At 64.0% G+C, this 15,848-nt stretch carries 14 protein-coding genes; 9 read left to right on the top strand and 5 right to left on the bottom strand.

Going from position 1 to position 15,848, the window contains the following annotated elements; genetic code table 11:
• Positions 1-131 precede the first annotated feature (131 nt).
• Positions 132-485: a YkgJ family cysteine cluster protein gene (locus tag ABOA88_RS03170; RefSeq protein WP_196168016.1), complete on the top strand. Its 354-nt coding sequence runs from the start codon at positions 132-134 to the stop codon at positions 483-485.
• Positions 486-488: 3 nt separating this feature from the next.
• On the opposite strand, the gene ABOA88_RS03165 is transcribed toward ABOA88_RS03170, so the two are convergent.
• On the bottom strand, positions 489-977 hold the full coding sequence (locus ABOA88_RS03165) for an Lrp/AsnC ligand binding domain-containing protein (protein WP_043213006.1): 489 nt from the start codon (positions 975-977) through the stop codon (positions 489-491).
• 155 nt (positions 978-1,132) lie between these two features.
• On the opposite strand from ABOA88_RS03165, the gene dadA reads away from it, so the two are divergent.
• From dadA to ABOA88_RS03135, 6 genes are all read left to right on the top strand, one after another.
• Entirely contained in the window at positions 1,133-2,434 is a 1,302-nt protein-coding gene (gene dadA, locus ABOA88_RS03160) for a D-amino acid dehydrogenase (RefSeq protein WP_043213007.1), read from the top strand.
• Positions 2,406-2,759, top strand: a complete 354-nt coding sequence (locus ABOA88_RS03155; protein WP_196163193.1) for a RidA family protein — start codon at positions 2,406-2,408, stop codon at positions 2,757-2,759. Before dadA ends, ABOA88_RS03155 begins: the two co-directional genes overlap by 29 nt.
• A 91-nt stretch (positions 2,760-2,850) precedes the next feature.
• Positions 2,851-3,924 (top strand): alanine racemase, encoded by a 1,074-nt coding sequence (gene alr / locus ABOA88_RS03150; protein WP_196168015.1) that lies wholly within the window; start codon positions 2,851-2,853, stop codon positions 3,922-3,924.
• 110 nt (positions 3,925-4,034) lie between these two features.
• Complete coding sequence (locus ABOA88_RS03145; RefSeq protein ID WP_043213014.1) at positions 4,035-4,583, top strand: cupin domain-containing protein; 549 nt, start codon at positions 4,035-4,037, stop codon at positions 4,581-4,583.
• A gap of 154 nt (positions 4,584-4,737) precedes the next feature.
• The gene (locus ABOA88_RS03140) at positions 4,738-5,142 is read left to right on the top strand and encodes a c-type cytochrome (protein WP_043213033.1); all 405 of its coding nucleotides are present in this window, start codon (positions 4,738-4,740) and stop codon (positions 5,140-5,142) included.
• A 127-nt stretch (positions 5,143-5,269) separates the two neighbouring features.
• Complete coding sequence (locus tag ABOA88_RS03135) at positions 5,270-7,135, top strand: acetyl-CoA hydrolase/transferase family protein (RefSeq protein ID WP_196168014.1); 1,866 nt, start codon at positions 5,270-5,272, stop codon at positions 7,133-7,135.
• A 29-nt stretch (positions 7,136-7,164) separates the two neighbouring features.
• Here the strand turns inward: ABOA88_RS03135 and xpt are convergent, their stop codons facing one another.
• Positions 7,165-7,737, bottom strand: coding sequence for a xanthine phosphoribosyltransferase (xpt, locus tag ABOA88_RS03130; protein ID WP_043213018.1), 573 nt, complete (start codon positions 7,735-7,737; stop codon positions 7,165-7,167).
• Between the two features lie 71 nt (positions 7,738-7,808).
• Positions 7,809-9,818 carry a DNA helicase Rep gene (gene rep / locus ABOA88_RS03125; RefSeq protein ID WP_070572124.1) on the bottom strand — a complete coding sequence of 670 codons (2,010 nt, stop codon included), beginning with the start codon at positions 9,816-9,818 and terminating at the stop codon, positions 7,809-7,811.
• Between the two features lie 252 nt (positions 9,819-10,070).
• Between rep and ABOA88_RS03120 the strand changes: the two genes are divergently transcribed.
• Positions 10,071-11,735, top strand: a complete 1,665-nt coding sequence (locus ABOA88_RS03120) for a putative bifunctional diguanylate cyclase/phosphodiesterase (RefSeq protein ID WP_196168013.1) — start codon at positions 10,071-10,073, stop codon at positions 11,733-11,735.
• Positions 11,736-11,841: 106 nt separating this feature from the next.
• Here ABOA88_RS03120 and ABOA88_RS03115 read toward each other — a convergent pair whose 3' ends face one another.
• Positions 11,842-13,230 (bottom strand): NorM family multidrug efflux MATE transporter, encoded by a 1,389-nt coding sequence (locus tag ABOA88_RS03115; protein WP_196168012.1) that lies wholly within the window; start codon positions 13,228-13,230, stop codon positions 11,842-11,844.
• Between the two features lie 156 nt (positions 13,231-13,386).
• Here ABOA88_RS03115 and ABOA88_RS03110 point away from each other — a divergent pair, with 156 nt between their 5' ends.
• Positions 13,387-14,337: a LysR substrate-binding domain-containing protein gene (locus ABOA88_RS03110; RefSeq protein ID WP_196168011.1), complete on the top strand. Its 951-nt coding sequence runs from the start codon at positions 13,387-13,389 to the stop codon at positions 14,335-14,337.
• Between the two features lie 65 nt (positions 14,338-14,402).
• Here ABOA88_RS03110 and hglS read toward each other — a convergent pair whose 3' ends face one another.
• Entirely contained in the window at positions 14,403-15,788 is a 1,386-nt protein-coding gene (gene hglS, locus ABOA88_RS03105) for a 2-oxoadipate dioxygenase/decarboxylase HglS (RefSeq protein ID WP_196168010.1), read from the bottom strand.
• Between the last annotated feature and the right edge of the window lie 60 nt (positions 15,789-15,848).

Genomic DNA, 15,848 nt, shown 5'->3' with positions numbered 1-15,848 from the left:
AAGGTGGGCAACTGCGCGGGCTGTGCCCTCGTTCGTGGGTAAACCCGCGCTCACCGGTTGGATGCGCGGGAGCAGGTTTGCCTGCGAACAGGCCTATAATCCCTTCACGTTCTCCTGCTGCTTATCTCGCCATGTCCTGCAACAGCCACAAGATCCATTTTCTGCGCGAACTGATCCCGTCCTTCGAGTGCGAGCCGGGTTGTCACGACTGCTGCGGCCCGGTCACGACCTCCGCCGAGGAGATGGCACGCCTGCCGCGCAAGTCCCGCGACGAGCAAGACGCCGCGCTTGAGCGCCTCGACTGTGTGCACCTGGGCCCCAATGGCTGCACGGTCTATCAAGAGCGTCCGATGATCTGCCGCCTGTTCGGCACCACGCCACGCCTGGCCTGCCCGCGAGGGCGCGGGCCTGAGCAGATGATCGAGCCGCAGGCCGAGGAACTGGTGCATCAATTCATTGCCACCACCCGCCAGGTATTGGTCTGAGCTTCACTCCGGAATCGGCAGACAGAGGCTCTCTTTGACTTCTTCCATCACGATGTAGCTCTTGGACTCGCGCACGTGGGGCAGCTTGAGCAGGATGTCGCCGAGCAGCTTGCGGTAGGAGGCCATCTCCGAGATGCGCGCCTTCACCAAGTAGTCAAAATCGCCGGAGACCAGGTGGCACTCCAGCACGTGAGGCAGCTTGAGCACGGCGCGGCGGAACTCCTCGAAGGTGTCGCCGGACTTGTAGTCCAGGCTGATCTCCACGAACACCAGCAGGCTGCCCTTCAGGTGCTGCGGATTGAGCCGGGCGTTGTAGCCCATGATGATCCCCTCGCGCTCCAGGCGGCGAACCCGCTCGGTGCAAGGGGTAGTGGAAAGGCCGACCTTTTCGCCCAGTTCAGTGAACGAGATACGGCCGTCGTTCTGCAGGATACGCAGAATATTGCGGTCGATCTTGTCCAGTTCACGCTTGGTCTGGTGCTGGGTTCTCATAGGGGATGCCCCTCCGTGAAAGGCGATTTTGCCGAGAATTCTCGCCAAATATAGGCTTTTATATAGTGAAATGCACTGGCTATTCCTCCCTATACTGCGCCCAATCCAGCCATTTCAACAAAAGTCTGCGGTGCGCCGCGTGCGAGGGATAAACAATGCGAGTTCTGGTACTTGGTAGCGGTGTGATCGGAACCGCCAGTGCCTACTATCTGGCCCGGCAAGGTTTCGAAGTGACGGTGGTCGACCGCCAGCCAGCGGTGGCCATGGAAACCAGCTTTGCCAACGCTGGTCAGATCTCGCCCGGCTATGCCTCTCCATGGGCTGCCCCAGGTGTGCCGCTCAAGGCCATCAAGTGGCTGCTCGAGCGCCACGCCCCCTTGGCCATCAAGCTCACTGGTGATGTCGACCAGTACCTGTGGATGGCGCAGATGCTGCGCAACTGCACCGCCAACCGCTATGCGGTGAACAAGGAGCGCATGGTGCGTCTGTCCGAGTACAGCCGCGACTGCCTCGACGAACTGCGCGCCGAAACCGGCATTGCCTACGAAAACCGCTCCCTGGGTACCACCCAGCTGTTCCGCACCCAGGCCCAGGTGGACGCCGCCGCCAAGGACATTGCTGTCCTCGAGCAATCCGGCGTGCCTTACGAGCTGCTCGATCGCGACGGCATCGCCCGCGTAGAACCTGCCCTGGCCGGCGTGAAGGACATCCTGGCCGGCGCCCTGCGTCTGCCGAACGACCAGACCGGCGACTGCCAGCTGTTCACTACCAAGCTCGCCGAGATGGCGGTCAAGCTGGGCGTCGAGTTCCGCTTCGATCAGAACATCCAGCGCCTGGACTTCGCGGGTGACCGCATCAATGGGGTGTGGATCGACGGCAAGCTGGAAACGGCCGACCGCTATGTCCTCGCCCTGGGTAGCTATTCTCCGCAGATGCTCAAGCCGCTGGGCATCAAGGCGCCGGTCTACCCGCTCAAGGGCTACTCGCTGACCGTACCGATCACCAACGCGGACATGGCCCCGACCTCGACCATTCTCGACGAAACCTACAAGGTCGCCATCACCCGTTTCGACAACCGCATTCGTGTGGGCGGCATGGCCGAAATCGCAGGTTTCGACCTTTCGCTGAACCCGCGTCGGCGCGAAACCCTGGAGATGATCGTCAACGATCTTTATCCTCGCGGCGGCGACCTGAGCCAGGCCAGCTTCTGGACCGGCCTGCGCCCGGCCACCCCGGACGGTACCCCGATCGTGGGCGCTACCCCGTACCGCAACCTGTTCCTGAACACCGGTCACGGTACCTTGGGCTGGACCATGGCCTGTGGTTCCGGTCGCCTGCTGGCCGACCTGATCGCACGCAAGAAGCCACAGATCAGCGCCGAAGGCCTCGATATTTCGCGTTACGGCAACAACCAGGAGATTTCCAAGCATGGCAATCCAGCGCCAGCTCACCAATGAGCGCATGAGCCAGATCGTCACCCATAACGGCACCGTCTACTTGGCGGGCCAGGTGGGGGACGACCTGGACGCCGGGATCGAACAGCAGACCCGCGAGGTGCTGGCCAACATCGAGCGCCTGCTGGAGCAGGCCGGCACCGACAAGACCCGCCTGCTCTCGGTGACCATCTACCTGAAGGACATCGACGCGCATTTCCTGGGCATGAACGCGGTGTGGGACCAGTGGCTGCCCCAGGGCGTCGCTCCGGCCCGCGCCACGGTCGAGGCCAAGCTGTGCGAGCCGGAAATCCTCGTCGAGATGTCGGTGGTCGCCGCACTGCCGTAACCCGTTCCCTCACCCTGGCTCGGCGGGCACTACCCCACGCCCGTTGTGCCAGGGGCTTAATTCATAACCAGACTGCCAGAAGGCTGCCGCCATGCGTCCCGCCCGTGCCCTGATCGATCTTCAAGCCCTTCGCCACAACTACCGCCTGGCCCGTGAGCTGTCCGGCGCCAAAGCCCTTGCCGTGATCAAGGCCGATGCCTACGGCCATGGCGCGGTGCGCTGCGCCTTGGCCCTGGAGACCGAGGCCGATGGTTTTGCCGTGGCCTGCATCGAGGAAGCGCTGGAACTGCGCGCCGCCGGGATCAAAGCCCCGGTGCTGTTGCTCGAAGGTTTCTTCGAGGCGAGCGAGTTGGCGCTGATCGCCGAGCATGACCTGTGGTGCGTGGTGCAATCGCTGTGGCAGCTCGAAGCGATCGAGAAGACGCCGGTGCACAAGCCGCTGACGGTCTGGTTGAAGATGGACACTGGCATGCACCGGGTCGGCCTGCACCCGAAGGATTACCAGGAGAGCTACCAGCGCCTGCTGGCCAGCGGCAAGGTGGCGCGTATCGTGCTGATGAGCCACTTCGCCCGCGCCGACGAACTGGATGTGGACGCCACGGCCCAACAGGTCGCAGTGTTCGAAGCCGCCCGCCAGGGCCTGGCTGCCGAGTGCAGCCTGCGCAATTCGCCTGCGGTGCTGGGCTGGCCCCAGGTGCCGAGCGACTGGGTGCGCCCCGGCATCATGCTGTACGGCGCCACTCCGTTCGAAGTGTCCCAGCCCCAGGCCGAGCGCCTGCAGCCGGTGATGACCTTGCAATCGCGGATCATCAGCGTGCGCGAACTGCCGGCCGGTGAGCCGGTGGGCTACGGCGCCAAGTTCATCACCCCGCGCCCGACCCGCGTCGGCGTGGTTGCCATGGGCTATGCCGACGGCTATCCGCGTCAGGCACCGACCGGCACGCCCGTGATGGTCGCCGGCAAACGTACCCAACTGATCGGCCGGGTGTCGATGGACATGCTCTGCGTCGATTTGACCGAAGTACCCGAAGCTACGATCGGCAGTCCGGTGGAGCTGTGGGGCAAGCAGGTGCTGGCCAGCGACGTGGCTGCCCAGGCCGGGATGATCCCGTACCAGATCTTCTGCAACCTCAAGCGCGTACCGCTGGACTATATCGGCGAATGAGGCGCTGAAGCGGACAGGCTGCGGGGCGAAGTGTTGTAAATACTGAACGGCGTTGCCATCATATCGTTCACACTTCGCTCCCACCTCGACCGTTTCAGGAGGCTCCAGCTTTGGACGTCGGTGAACGACTGCAAGCCATCCGCAAGCTCAAGGGCCTGTCCCAGCGTGAACTCGCCAAACGCGCGGGCGTCACCAACAGCACCATCTCGATGATCGAGAAGAACAGCGTGAGCCCTTCGATCAGCTCCCTGCGCAAGGTGCTCAGCGGCATCCCCATGTCCATGGTCGAATTCTTCTCCGTGGAGCTGGCGCCTGAAAGCCCTACCCAGGTCGTCTACAAGGCCCACGAACTGATCGACATCTCCGACGGCGCTGTGACCATGAAGCTGGTGGGCAAGTCGCACCCCAACCGGGCGATCGCCTTCCTCAACGAGGTGTATCCGCCAGGGGCCGATACCGGCGAAGAAATGCTCACCCACGACGGCGAAGAGACCGGCATCCTGCTCGAAGGCCGGCTTGAGCTGGTAGTCGGTACCGAGACGTTCATCCTCGAGGCCGGCGACAGCTACTACTTCGAAAGCACCCGTCCCCACCGTTTTCGCAACCCCTTCGAAGAGCCTGCCCGGCTGATCAGCGCGGCGACACCGTCGAACTTTTGATCCAGCGCAGTGCATTGTTTCGGCAATACCCCTTTCCCTTGTGGGGTCGTTCCACGGTTTCGGGGTTCCCGCTATACTTTCAAACGCTCGCAGATCCGTGGCCGCGGGCGTGATTAGCCACCATGAGGGTGTTCGCGTGAACCAAATCAAGAAGATGCTGGCCGTACCAGCAGCCGTATTCGCCCTTTGGGCAATGAGCGCAACCGCTGCGACCAACGACGAAATCGCCAAGCGCCTCGAGCCGGTCGGCCAGGTGTGTGTCCAGGGCCAGGAGTGCAAAGGCATGGCAGTGGCTGCTACCGCAGGTGGCGGTGGTGCCAAGACTCCAGATGAAATCATCGCCAAGCATTGCAACGCTTGCCATGGCAGCGGCCTGCTCGGCGCGCCGAAGATCGGCGATACCGCCGCCTGGAAGGAGCGTGCTGACCACCAGGGTGGTCTGGACGGCATCCTGGCCAAGGCCATCACCGGTATCAACGCCATGCCGCCCAAAGGCACCTGTGCCGACTGCTCGGATGACGAGCTCAAGGGCGCCATCAAGAAGATGTCGGGGCTGTAACCCAAGCCTGATTCCCCCAAGCCCGCCTCCCATGGCGGGCTTTGTGTTTCTGGGCTACGAAATGGAGTGGCTTTTTCGCGGGGAATAACGGTCCAACCCCTGCGCACGGATGTTCACAGGAGGCCCCATGACCCAATGCTGTTCCCTCGACCAGGCGGTAGAACAGGTCTTGGCCCGTCTACCCGCCCACATCCACATGGGCCTGCCCTTGGGCCTGGGCAAGCCCAATGCCTTCGTCAACGCGTTGTATGCCAGGGTGCGCCAGCTACCCGAGCGCCAACTGACGATCTACACCGCTTTGAGCCTCGGTCGTCCGCCACTGGGCGACGGCTTGCAACGTCGTTTTCTGGAGCCCTTCGTCGAGCGGGTTTTTGGCGATTATGAAGAGCTCGACTACCTCGCCGACCTGCGCAACGACAGCCTGCCCGACAACATCCGCGTCGAGCAGTTCTTTCTGCAACCGGGCAGCCTGCTGCACAGCCAGAGCGCCCAGCAGGACTACGTCAGCAGCAACTACACCCATGCGGCGCGGGACATCAACGCCAAAGGCCTGAACCTGATCGCCCAGCTGGTTGCCGCCACGCCCGAGCGCCCTGATCACCTCAGCCTTGCCTGCAACCCCGACATCACCCTCGACCTGTTGCCGATGATCGCCCGTCGTCGCGCCGCCGGTGAGACCATCCTGCTGCTCGGCCAGGTGCACACCGAGCTGCCCTACATGCCTGCGGGGGCCGAGCTTGGCCGGGATGCGTTCGACCTGTTGATCGACGAGCCGGAGCGGCGCCGGTTGTTCTGTACCCCGAACATGCCGGTTTCCACCCAGGATCATTGCATCGGGCTGCACGCCAGTGCCCTGGTGCGCGATGGCGGTACCCTGCAGATCGGCATTGGCGCCATGGGCGATGCGGTGGCCGCGGCCTTGCTGGCGCGCCAGGGCGACAACGCCGGCTACCGGGCATTGCTCGACGCTCTGGACCTCACGCCCTGGCAGGTACTGATCGAGCGCGAGGGTGGGCGCGATGCCTTCGCCCAAGGCCTGTATGGCTGCAGCGAGATGTTCGTCAATGGCCTGCTGGCGTTGGTCGAGGCAGGGGTGGTGCGGCGCCCGGCCGACGAGCAGGGGGCATTGGTGCACGGCGGATTCTTCCTGGGCCCCGAGGCGTTCTACCAGCGTCTGCGGGAGATGCCTCTCGAGCAACGCGGCCGTTTTGTCATGACGGCCATCAGCTACATCAACGAGCTGTACGGGCAGGAGTCGCTCAAGCGCCGCCAGCGCCGCGACGCTCGCTTCATCAACACAGCATTCGGCATGACCTTGCTCGGTGCTGGCGTGGCCGACCAGCTTGAAGATGGTCGGGTGCTCAGCGGGGTAGGCGGGCAATACAACTTTGTCGCGCAAGCGCATGCCCTGGAGGGCGGGCGCTCCCTGCTGCTGCTGCGCAGCTGGCGCGAGTCCGGGGGCGAGGTGACTTCCAACCTGTTCTGGAACTACGGCCACTGCACCATTCCCCGGCATCTGCGCGATATCGTGGTGACCGAATACGGTATCGCCGACCTGCGTGGACAGACCGACCGCGAAGTGATCGCCAGGTTGCTGGCGATCAGCGATTCACGTTTCCAGCAGCCGTTGATGGAGCAGGCGAAGGCGGCGGGCAAGCTGCCCAAAGGCTTCACGCTGGCCACGCGCTTTACCGACAACACGCCCGAGCGTCTGGAGGCGATACGCGAGCGGCATGCGCGGCTGTTCCCGGAGTATCCATTGGGGTGCGATTTCACGGCCGAGGAGCGGGATTTGCTCCGGGCGCTCAACTGGCTCAAGAGCAAATTCACGTTGAGCGAGGTGCTGGCGTTGGGCAAGGCGGCGCTGGATGCGCCCGCGCCCGAGGCCTATCCGGCGCAGTTGGCGCGGATGGGATTGGCGCAGCCGCAGGGGCTGAAGGAGGAGCTGTACCAGCGATTGCTGCTGGCAGGGTTGGCCGCAACCCGGAGGTAGCTGGGGCCGCAAGGCGGCCCCAGGAGGCATCAGTCGATGAACGTGACCACGCCGCCTTCGAGCGACTTGACCCGAGCCAGCGACTCGACGCGGTAGCCCTGGCTGTCCAGTTCGGCGCGGCCGCCCTGGAACGATTTTTCGATCACGATGCCCAGGCCCGCAACAGTGGCGCCGGCCTGCTTGATGATCGAGATCAGCGCCTGGGACGCCTTGCCGTTGGCCAGGAAGTCATCGATCACCAGTACGCGGTCGCTGCTGTTGAGGTGACGCGGCGAGATGGCCACGGTGTTCTCGGTCTGCTTGGTGAAGGAGTACACCGAGGCGGTCAGCAGGTTCTCGGTCAGGGTCAGCGACTGGTGTTTGCGGGCGAAGATCACCGGCACGCCCAGCTTCAGGCCGGTCATCACCGCCGGGGCTATCCCTGAGGCTTCGATGGTGACGATCTTGGTCACGCCGGAGTCGGCGAACAGACGGGCGAACTCGTCACCGATCAGTTGCATCAGCGCCGGGTCGATCTGGTGGTTGAGAAACGCGTCGACTTTGAGAACCTGATCGGAAAGCACGATGCCTTCTTCGCGAATCTTCTGCTTCAGTGCTTCCACTGTGGTATTCCTCGATGTAGCAAAGGTGGCCACGGACCAGGCCGCGGCAAAGGTTGAATAATAAGGGTTGATCAGCGTCTGAGCATGGCCCGGATGTCGGCCAGCGCGTTGTTGCCGCGCGCGGCCTTCACTTCGACAGGCGCGTCGTCCAGGCCCTCCCAGGCCAGGTCGTCCGGCGGCAGTTCGTCCAGGAACCGACTGGGGGTGCAGTCGATGATTTCGCCGTACTGCTTGCGCTTGGCGGCGAAGGTGAAGGCCAGGGTCTGGCGGGCGCGGGTGATGCCCACGTAGGCCAGACGCCGCTCTTCCTCGATGGTGTCGGCCTCGATGCTGGAGCGGTGCGGAAGGATTTCCTCCTCCATGCCCATGATGAACACGTAAGGGAATTCCAGGCCCTTGGAGGCGTGCAGGGTCATCATCTGCACGCCCTCGGCGTTTTCTTCCTCTTCCTGCTGACGCTCGAGCATGTCGCGCAGCACCAGCTTGCCGATGGCGTCCTCGATGGTCATGTCACCCTCTTCGTCCTTCTCGAGGGTGTTCTTCAAGGCATCGATCAGGAACCAGACGTTGCTGATACGGAACTCCGCCGCCTTGTCGCTGGCGGTGTTCTGGCGGATCCAGTTCTCGTAGTCGATGTCGCGGACCATGTCGTGCAGGGCCGCGATCGGGTCCTCCAGGGCCACGCGCTGGCGCACCCCGTCGAGCCAGTGTTTGAAGCGCTGCAGGCGCTCGGTGTAACGGGCATCCAGGTGCTCGCCCAGGCCCAGCTCCTCGCTGGCGGCGTACATCGACACGCCACGCTCGGTGGCGTAGTTGCCGAGTTTTTCCAGGGTGGTGGAGCCGATTTCCCGGCGCGGCACATTGATCACGCGCAGGTAGGCGTTGTCGTCGTCCGGGTTTACCAGCAGGCGCAGGTAGGCCATGAGGTCCTTGACCTCCTGGCGCCCGAAGAAGCTGTTGCCGCCAGAAAGGCGGTACGGCACCTGGTGGTGCTGGAGCTTGAGCTCGATCAGCTTGGCTTGGTAGTTGCCCCGGTAGAGGATGGCGAAGTCGCTGTAGGGCCGGTTGGTGCGCAGGTGCAGGGTGAGGATCTCCATGGCCACGCGCTCGGCCTCGGCTTCCTCGTTCTTGCAGCGGATCACGCGGATCTCGTCACCCACGCCCATCTCGCTCCACAGCTGCTTCTCGAAGGCATGCGGGTTGTTGGCGATCAGCACGTTGGCGCAGCGCAGGATGCGGCTGGTGGAGCGGTAGTTCTGCTCCAGCATCACCACTTTCAGGGAGGGGTAGTCCTCCTTGAGCAGCATGAGGTTCTCAGGACGTGCGCCCCGCCAGGCGTAGATCGACTGGTCGTCATCGCCCACCACGGTGAACTGGTTGCGCATCCCGATCAGCATCTTCACCAGCAGGTACTGGCTGGCGTTGGTGTCCTGGTATTCGTCCACCAGCAGGTAGCGCACACGGTTCTGCCAGCGTTCGAGTACATCCTTGTGTTCTTCGAACAGCTTCACCGGCAGCAGGATCAGGTCGTCGAAGTCCACCGCGTTGAACGCCTTGAGCGTGCGCTGGTAGTGGGTGTAGACGATGGCGGCGGTCTGCTCGCGGGGGTTGCGGGCTTTTTCCAGGGCCTCGGCGGGCAGGATCAGGTCGTTCTTCCAGGCACCGATCATGTTCTTGATCTCGTCGATGCCGTCGTCGCCTGAGTATTCCTTTTGCATGATGTCCGACAGCAAGGCCTTGATGTCGGTCTCGTCGAAGATCGAGAAGCCCGGCTTGTAGCCCAGGCGCTCATGCTCCTTGCGGATGATGTTCAGCCCCAGGTTGTGGAAGGTGCACACGGTCAAGCCGCGGCCTTCACCCGGGCGCAGGAGGGTGCCGACCCGCTCCTTCATCTCGCGCGCGGCCTTGTTGGTGAAGGTCATGGCCACGATGTACTGGGCACGGATGCCGCAGTTCTGGATGAGGTGGGCGATCTTGCGTGTGATCACGCTGGTCTTGCCGGAGCCTGCACCGGCGAGCACCAATAGAGGGCCGCCGACGTAGTCACAGGCTTCTTGTTGCCGGGGATTGAGTCGGGACATGCTAGAAACCGGGGGTCACCAGAAAATAGCCGCGCATTCTAGCAGGCATGGGGCGGTTGTGGCGTTACCGTCTGACAGTGTGACGCAAGGCGCGAATCGGATTTGCCGCTTTTGTTACTTTCGCGCAGGATGCACGACAAAATGCGTCGGGATACTGGCTATGGAGTGGCACTTTAAGTGAAAATTATTTTCATTCGTGAGGGCTGGATGCTCCGCGCCCGTCGTTCTACTGTTCAAGCTTAAGGAGCTCGCTTGTCCACGCCTGTCGAACCGTTGCGTTTGCTGCTGTTGGCCGATGAGCCGGAATGGGCCACCCTGCTGCGCGAGTGCCTGCAGCCGCTGGCCGGGAGCGCGGTCTTGTTGACCGCACCGAACTGGGAGTCGGTGGACAGTCTGTTCGTCAATGACCGCCAAGCCGTCGTCCTGGCGAGGCCGGCGTTGCAGCCGGCCCCCGGTCGTTGTGACCTGCCCACCATCCTGCTGCTCGATGAAGAGCCCGACACGCCACCCAGCGCGGTCAGCGACTGGCTGGTGCGCGAGCAGTTGAGTGGCGATGCGCTGCGTCGTTCCCTGCGCCATGTGCGCGAGCGGGGCGTGCTGGTGGCCACCTTGCAGCGCCTGGCCGAGCAGGACCCGTTGACCGGCATCGCCAATCGCCAGGGCTTCCAGGCACTGCTGACGGCGCGCCTGGCGGAAAACGAAGGCCGTGGCGTCGCGCTGGGTCATCTGGACCTGGACAACTTCCGCCACGTCAACGATGCCCTTGGCCACCAGGGCGGCGACCGCCTCATCCTGCAGGTGGTGGCGCGGTTGAAGCAGCAACTGGAGGCTGGGGACCAACTGGCCCGCCTGGGAAGCGACGAATTCGCCCTGTTGATCGACACCCGCCGTGACGCCAACCGCGCCGAGTGGATGGCCGAGCGCATCGTCGAGGCCCTCGCCGAACCCTATTGGGTCGATGGCGAGAGCCTGTTGCTCGGTGCCAGCCTGGGCGTGGCCCACGCCCGTGCCCAGGCCGGCGCCGATCCGCTGATGTGGCACGCCCATATCGCCATGCGCCAGGCCAAGGGCAGCCAGGGCTGCACCTTCTATGTGTTCAACGAGCGGATCAACCGCAACGCCCGCAGCCTGGCCGACCTGGAAAGCGAGCTGCGCCGGGCCCTGCGCCGCGACGAGCTGGAGCTGCACTACCAGCCCCGGCTGAGCCTGGGCGATGGACGCATCGTCGGCCTCGAGGCCCTGGTGCGTTGGCGTCATGCCGAGCGAGGCCTGCTGCCACCGAGCGAATTCGTGCCCCTGGCCGAGCAGAGCGGCTTGATCGTGCCCTTGGGCTACTGGGTGATCTCTCGGGCCCTGCGCGACATGCAGGCCTTGCGGGAGCGCGGGCTCGAGCCCTTGCACATGGCGGTCAACCTGAGCTTCCGCCAGTTCCAGGACAGCCAGTTGCTGGCCACGCTCAGCCGCTTGATCATCGAGCATGGTGTCGATGCCCGCTGGCTGGAATTCGAACTCACCGAGACTGCGGTCATGCGCCGTAACGAGCTGGTCCGCCAGACGATGGACGCCTTGGGGCGCCTGGGCGTGCGCTTTTCCCTAGATGACTTCGGCACGGGCTTTTCGTCGTTCGTGCACCTGAACAGCCTGCCGATCACCCTGCTCAAGGTAGATCGCAGCTTCGTTGGCGGCATGGAGCTGCGCGAGGAGAACCGCAAGCTGGTGCACGCCATGATCAACCTGGCGCACAACCTCAACCTGGAGGTGGTGGCCGAAGGGGTGGAGACCGAAGAGCAGATGGCGCTGCTGCGCGAGTTCGGCTGCGACCAGGTGCAGGGATACCTGGTGAGCAAACCCCTGCCGGTGGAGGCGTTGATGGATTACCTGCAGCAGGCGGCCAAGCCGCAGTTAGTGAGCCTGTAGTCGCCACCGAGTCGTCATCTTCGCGGGTGAACCCGCTCCCACAAGGAACACCAGTACCCGGGGGGAGCGGGTTCACCCGCGAAAGGCCGCGCCGCGGCCCCGGCAATCAGACCGACACCACCACCCCATCGGCCTTGTGCGCCTTGCCCAGCATCCGCTTGGTCCGCCACTCGAAGCCAAGGGTCAGCGCCACCGCTGCGCAGGCCAGTCCCAAGGCCAGGCCCCACCACACTCCCACCGCGCCACCGCCGAGGGTGAAGGTGAACAGCCAGGCGCTGGGCGCCCCCACCAGCCAGTAGCAGCACAGGCCGATGAGGAAGGTGGTCTTGGCGTCCTTCAGCCCTCGGATAGAGCCCATGGCGATGGTCTGCATGCCATCGAACAATTCGAACCAGGCCGCGACCATCACCAGGCTCACGGCCAGTTGGAAGATCGCCGCGAAGGCTGGGTCGTCACGGTCGATGAACAACCCGACCAGCGTATCGGGTAGCAACCAGAACAACGCCGCGAAGGCGAACATGATCATCGCCCCGAAACCGATCCCCACCCGCCCGGCGCTGCGCGCGGCCAGCAGGTTGCCACCGCCGTAGTACAACCCCACACGCATGGTCACCGCATAGGAAAGGCCCGTCGGCACCATGAACGCGGTAGAGACGATCTGCAGGGCGATCTGGTGCGCTGCCAGCTCCGTGCTGCCCAGCACCCCCATGCACAGGGCGGCGAAGGCGAACAGGCCGACTTCCACCATGTAGGTGCCGCCGATCGGCAGGCCCAGGCGCCACAGCTCGCGCAGCGCGGGTAGGGAAGGGCGCGACAGGCCCTTGCGCAGCGGGTAGGCGACATAGGCCTTGTGCCAGCGAATGTACAAGGCCAAAGCGATGGCCATGCCCATCGACACCACCGCCGTGACCAGGCCGATGCCCATCAGGCCCAGTCTGGGCAGGCCGAACATGCCTTCGATCAGCGCGTGGTTGAACACATAGTTGAGCACCGTGCCCACCAGGCTGATGACCATTACCGGTGTCGAACGGCCCAGGGCGCTGGTGAAGCCACGCAGGGCCATGAAGGTCAGGTAGCCGGGCAGGGCCAGCGGCAGCAGCGTGAGGAACTCCATCGCCGAGGCGACGTTCTCCGGCTGTTGGCCAAACAGCAGCAAGGCCGGCTCCAGGTTCCACAGTACCAGCGCGGCCACCAGGGCCAGGCCCCAGGCCAGCCACAGGCCGTTCTGCGCCAGACGGGTCGCGCCAGGGACATCACCTGCGCCCTGGCGAATGGCGACCAAGGTGCCGACCGCAGCAATCACGCCCAGGCAGAAGATCGACACGAACGAATAGCTGGCTGCCCCCAGTCCACCCCCGGCCAGCGCCTGTGGGCTGATGCGGGCCATCATCAGGGTGTCGGTCAGCACCATCAGCATGTGCGCCAACTGCGAGGCGATCAGCGGGCCGGCCAGGCGCAGCAGAGCCTTGAGTTCGGTGGTGGGCGCGACGTGCATTGGGATGTCCTTTTTCCTGAATCTGTTGAGCGAGCCGTCGATTCTGAGGCTTCGGTCAACTTTGCACAAAAGGATAAATGCGATCGTTGGCATGAGTCGAACTCATGTATATATGATTCCACGCATTCCATTTTTGCCCCGCAGGGCAGGTGCCAGATGTCTCGTCAGCTTCCTCCGCTCTATGCGCTACGCGCATTCGAGGCCGCCGCTCGGCTGAGCTCGTTCACCCGCGCCGGTGAAGAACTGTCCATCACCCAAAGCGCGGTCAGCCGGCATATCCGCACCCTGGAGGATCACTTCGCCTGCCGCTTGTTCGTGCGCAACGGTCGCAGTCTGCAACTGACCGAAGCGGCACGCGTACTGTTGCCCGGCGTGCGTGAAGGCTTCAGTGCCCTGGAGCGGGCCTGCGACACCTTGCGCGGTGAAGACGACATCTTGCGCATGAAGGCCCCGTCGACCTTGACCATGCGTTGGCTGCTGTCGCGCCTGAGCCAGTTCCGTCACCTGCAGCCAGGCAACGAAGTGCAACTGACCAGCGCCTGGATGGACGTGGACCATGTGGACTTCAATCAGGAGCCGTTCGACTGTGCGGTATTGCTCAGCGATGGGGTATTTCCCGCGGACTGGGAGGTACGGCGGCTGTTCGCCGAGCTGCTGATCCCGGTGGGCGCGCCGGGCCTGCTCGATGATGGCCCATGGGACGAGCGGCGCCTGGCCGGCATCGAGCTGTTGCACCCGACGCCGGACAAACGCGATTGGCGCGCCTGGCTGGAGCGCATGGGGCTCACCGACAAGGTCTCGCTCAAGGGCGGGCAGGTATTCGATACCCTGGAGCTGGGCATGATCGCAGCTGCCCGTGGCTATGGCATCTCCATGGGCGATCTGCTGATGGTGGCCGAGGATGTGGCCCAGGGACGCCTGAGTCTGCCGTGGCCAACAGCAGTGCCCAGCGGCATGGATTACTACCTGGTGTGGCCACGAACGAGGCCCGGGGGAGAGCGTTTGCGCAGGTTGAGCGCCTTCTTGCAGGAAGAGGCGGCGGCGATGAACCTGCCGGATGTGAGCATCCTTCAGACCCAATCGCGGGATCGCTCGAATTCTGATTGATCTGGCTGTTCGCGGGTAAACCCGCTCCTGGAGGGGCCTGGGGAGCGGGTGTACTGGCGAATGGCTTACAGCGACTTGAGGTTCAGCGCCTGGGCACAGGCCTCGAGTGAGCGCTGCTCGCTCTGGGCATACAGCGCCAGTTCATCCTGTACCTTCATCTGCAGTGCCGTTTCGAATGCCTCGCGGTTGGCGTTGCTGCCGTACTCGGCCTGGGCATCGTCGCCCAGGTTGGACTGGAAGATCCCGGCGGCACTGACCGGCAGGAAATCTTCGTACACCAGCGCCTCGAAATGCACGTGGCCGGCATCGATCAGGCCTTGCAGGGTGGTCGGGCGACCTTGCTGGTCGCGTGCGGCCAAGCCTTTTTCGGTGGCAAAGTAGCGGAAGTACGCCAGCCCCTGTTCGCGCATCTGCGCCAGATCGTCCGGGAATTCGGCGAACTGCGCCTTGAGCAGCGCCATGTAGCGCTCGGCGTTGGCTTCGGCCGGTGCGCCGCCCAGGGCCTCGCGGGTGGCGTCGAGCAGGCGGTCATAGAGCTGGCGACCCTTGGGGGTCAGCGCCGCGCCGCGTTGTTCGATCTCGCCGAAACGCGCGGTGTGGCTGCCTTGTGCATCGCTGAACGCGACCTTCTCCTGCAGCGCTTTGAAGCTGGTCTGGCGCAGCAGGATCGGGTGGCGACGGGTGGGCGGGCCTTCGACCACGGCCTTGGGCGGAATCCCTTTGGCTGGCATGCCTACCTGAATGGCGTCGATGTCCAGGGTACGTGGGGTCAGGTGGTTGATGTGTGGGCCCTTGAAGGCCACGACGTCGGCGATCAGGCGGTGCTGGTCGTGCAGTTGCTGGTACTGCTCGGCCGTGACGGTGGCGTCCTGGTGCCAGCGGAAGGTGTGCAGCGCTTCCTGCACGAACGTATCGGCATCGCTGGCGCTCAGGCCGCCGTCGCGCTCGCACTGGGCGATCAGCTCCAGCACCCGCGGGGTGAAGATCTTGCGCTTGGCCAGGATGCCCTGGGCCAGTTCGCGCAACTGCAGGTTGTCGATCAGCTCCAGGCGCAGCAGCGAGGTGAACACTCGGAACGGGCTGATGTGCAGGGACTGCTCGTGTACCGCACGAAACGCGGTGGAGTGCACAGGCACGCCGGCGCTGCTCAGGTCGTAGTAGCCTACAGGCTCCATGCCCATGACTGCGAACAGGCGGGCGATGGTCGCAAGCTCCTCGGCGGTGCCGACGCGGATGGCGCCGTGGCGCTCTTGATCGAGGCGTTCGATTTCACCGGTCCAGCGCAGGGCTTCGGCGATCTTGGGCTGCTGGGTCATGACCTGCTGGTTGATTTCACTCACCAGCTCCAGCAGCGTGCCGTACAGAGGCACTTCCTGTTTGTACATGAGGGACATGGCGGCAGAGAACTGCGCGCGAATGCTGTCGGGGCTGACGAAATCGTGGGCGGGCATCGCTAGCTTCCTGAGGGTGAGTGAGTACCCGTACATGAAAACTGGGAATGCACTTTCCCC

The sequence above is a fragment of the Pseudomonas sp. PKS genome, from assembly GCF_051913525.1.
GTDB lineage: Bacteria > Pseudomonadota > Gammaproteobacteria > Pseudomonadales > Pseudomonadaceae > Aquipseudomonas > Aquipseudomonas guariconensis_D.
Note: the sequence above shows the minus strand (reverse complement) of the source record. Positions and strands in the feature narration are given on the sequence as shown.

Excerpts from the sequence above, each read along its gene's own strand:
- ABOA88_RS03135 (WP_196168014.1), top strand. The coding sequence starts at position 5,270 with ATGACCCAATGCTGTTCCCTCGACCAGGCGGTAGAACAGGTCTTGGCC.
- alr (WP_196168015.1), top strand. The coding sequence starts at position 2,851 with ATGCGTCCCGCCCGTGCCCTGATCGATCTTCAAGCCCTTCGCCACAAC.
- rep (WP_070572124.1), bottom strand. The coding sequence starts at position 9,818 with ATGTCCCGACTCAATCCCCGGCAACAAGAAGCCTGTGACTACGTCGGC.
- ABOA88_RS03110 (WP_196168011.1), top strand. The coding sequence starts at position 13,387 with ATGTCTCGTCAGCTTCCTCCGCTCTATGCGCTACGCGCATTCGAGGCC.
- ABOA88_RS03155 (WP_196163193.1), top strand. The coding sequence starts at position 2,406 with ATGGCAATCCAGCGCCAGCTCACCAATGAGCGCATGAGCCAGATCGTC.
- hglS (WP_196168010.1), bottom strand. The coding sequence starts at position 15,788 with ATGCCCGCCCACGATTTCGTCAGCCCCGACAGCATTCGCGCGCAGTTC.
- ABOA88_RS03170 (WP_196168016.1), top strand. The coding sequence starts at position 132 with ATGTCCTGCAACAGCCACAAGATCCATTTTCTGCGCGAACTGATCCCG.
- ABOA88_RS03115 (WP_196168012.1), bottom strand. The coding sequence starts at position 13,230 with ATGCACGTCGCGCCCACCACCGAACTCAAGGCTCTGCTGCGCCTGGCC.
- dadA (WP_043213007.1), top strand. The coding sequence starts at position 1,133 with ATGCGAGTTCTGGTACTTGGTAGCGGTGTGATCGGAACCGCCAGTGCC.
- ABOA88_RS03165 (WP_043213006.1), bottom strand. The coding sequence starts at position 977 with ATGAGAACCCAGCACCAGACCAAGCGTGAACTGGACAAGATCGACCGC.
- ABOA88_RS03140 (WP_043213033.1), top strand. The coding sequence starts at position 4,738 with ATGCTGGCCGTACCAGCAGCCGTATTCGCCCTTTGGGCAATGAGCGCA.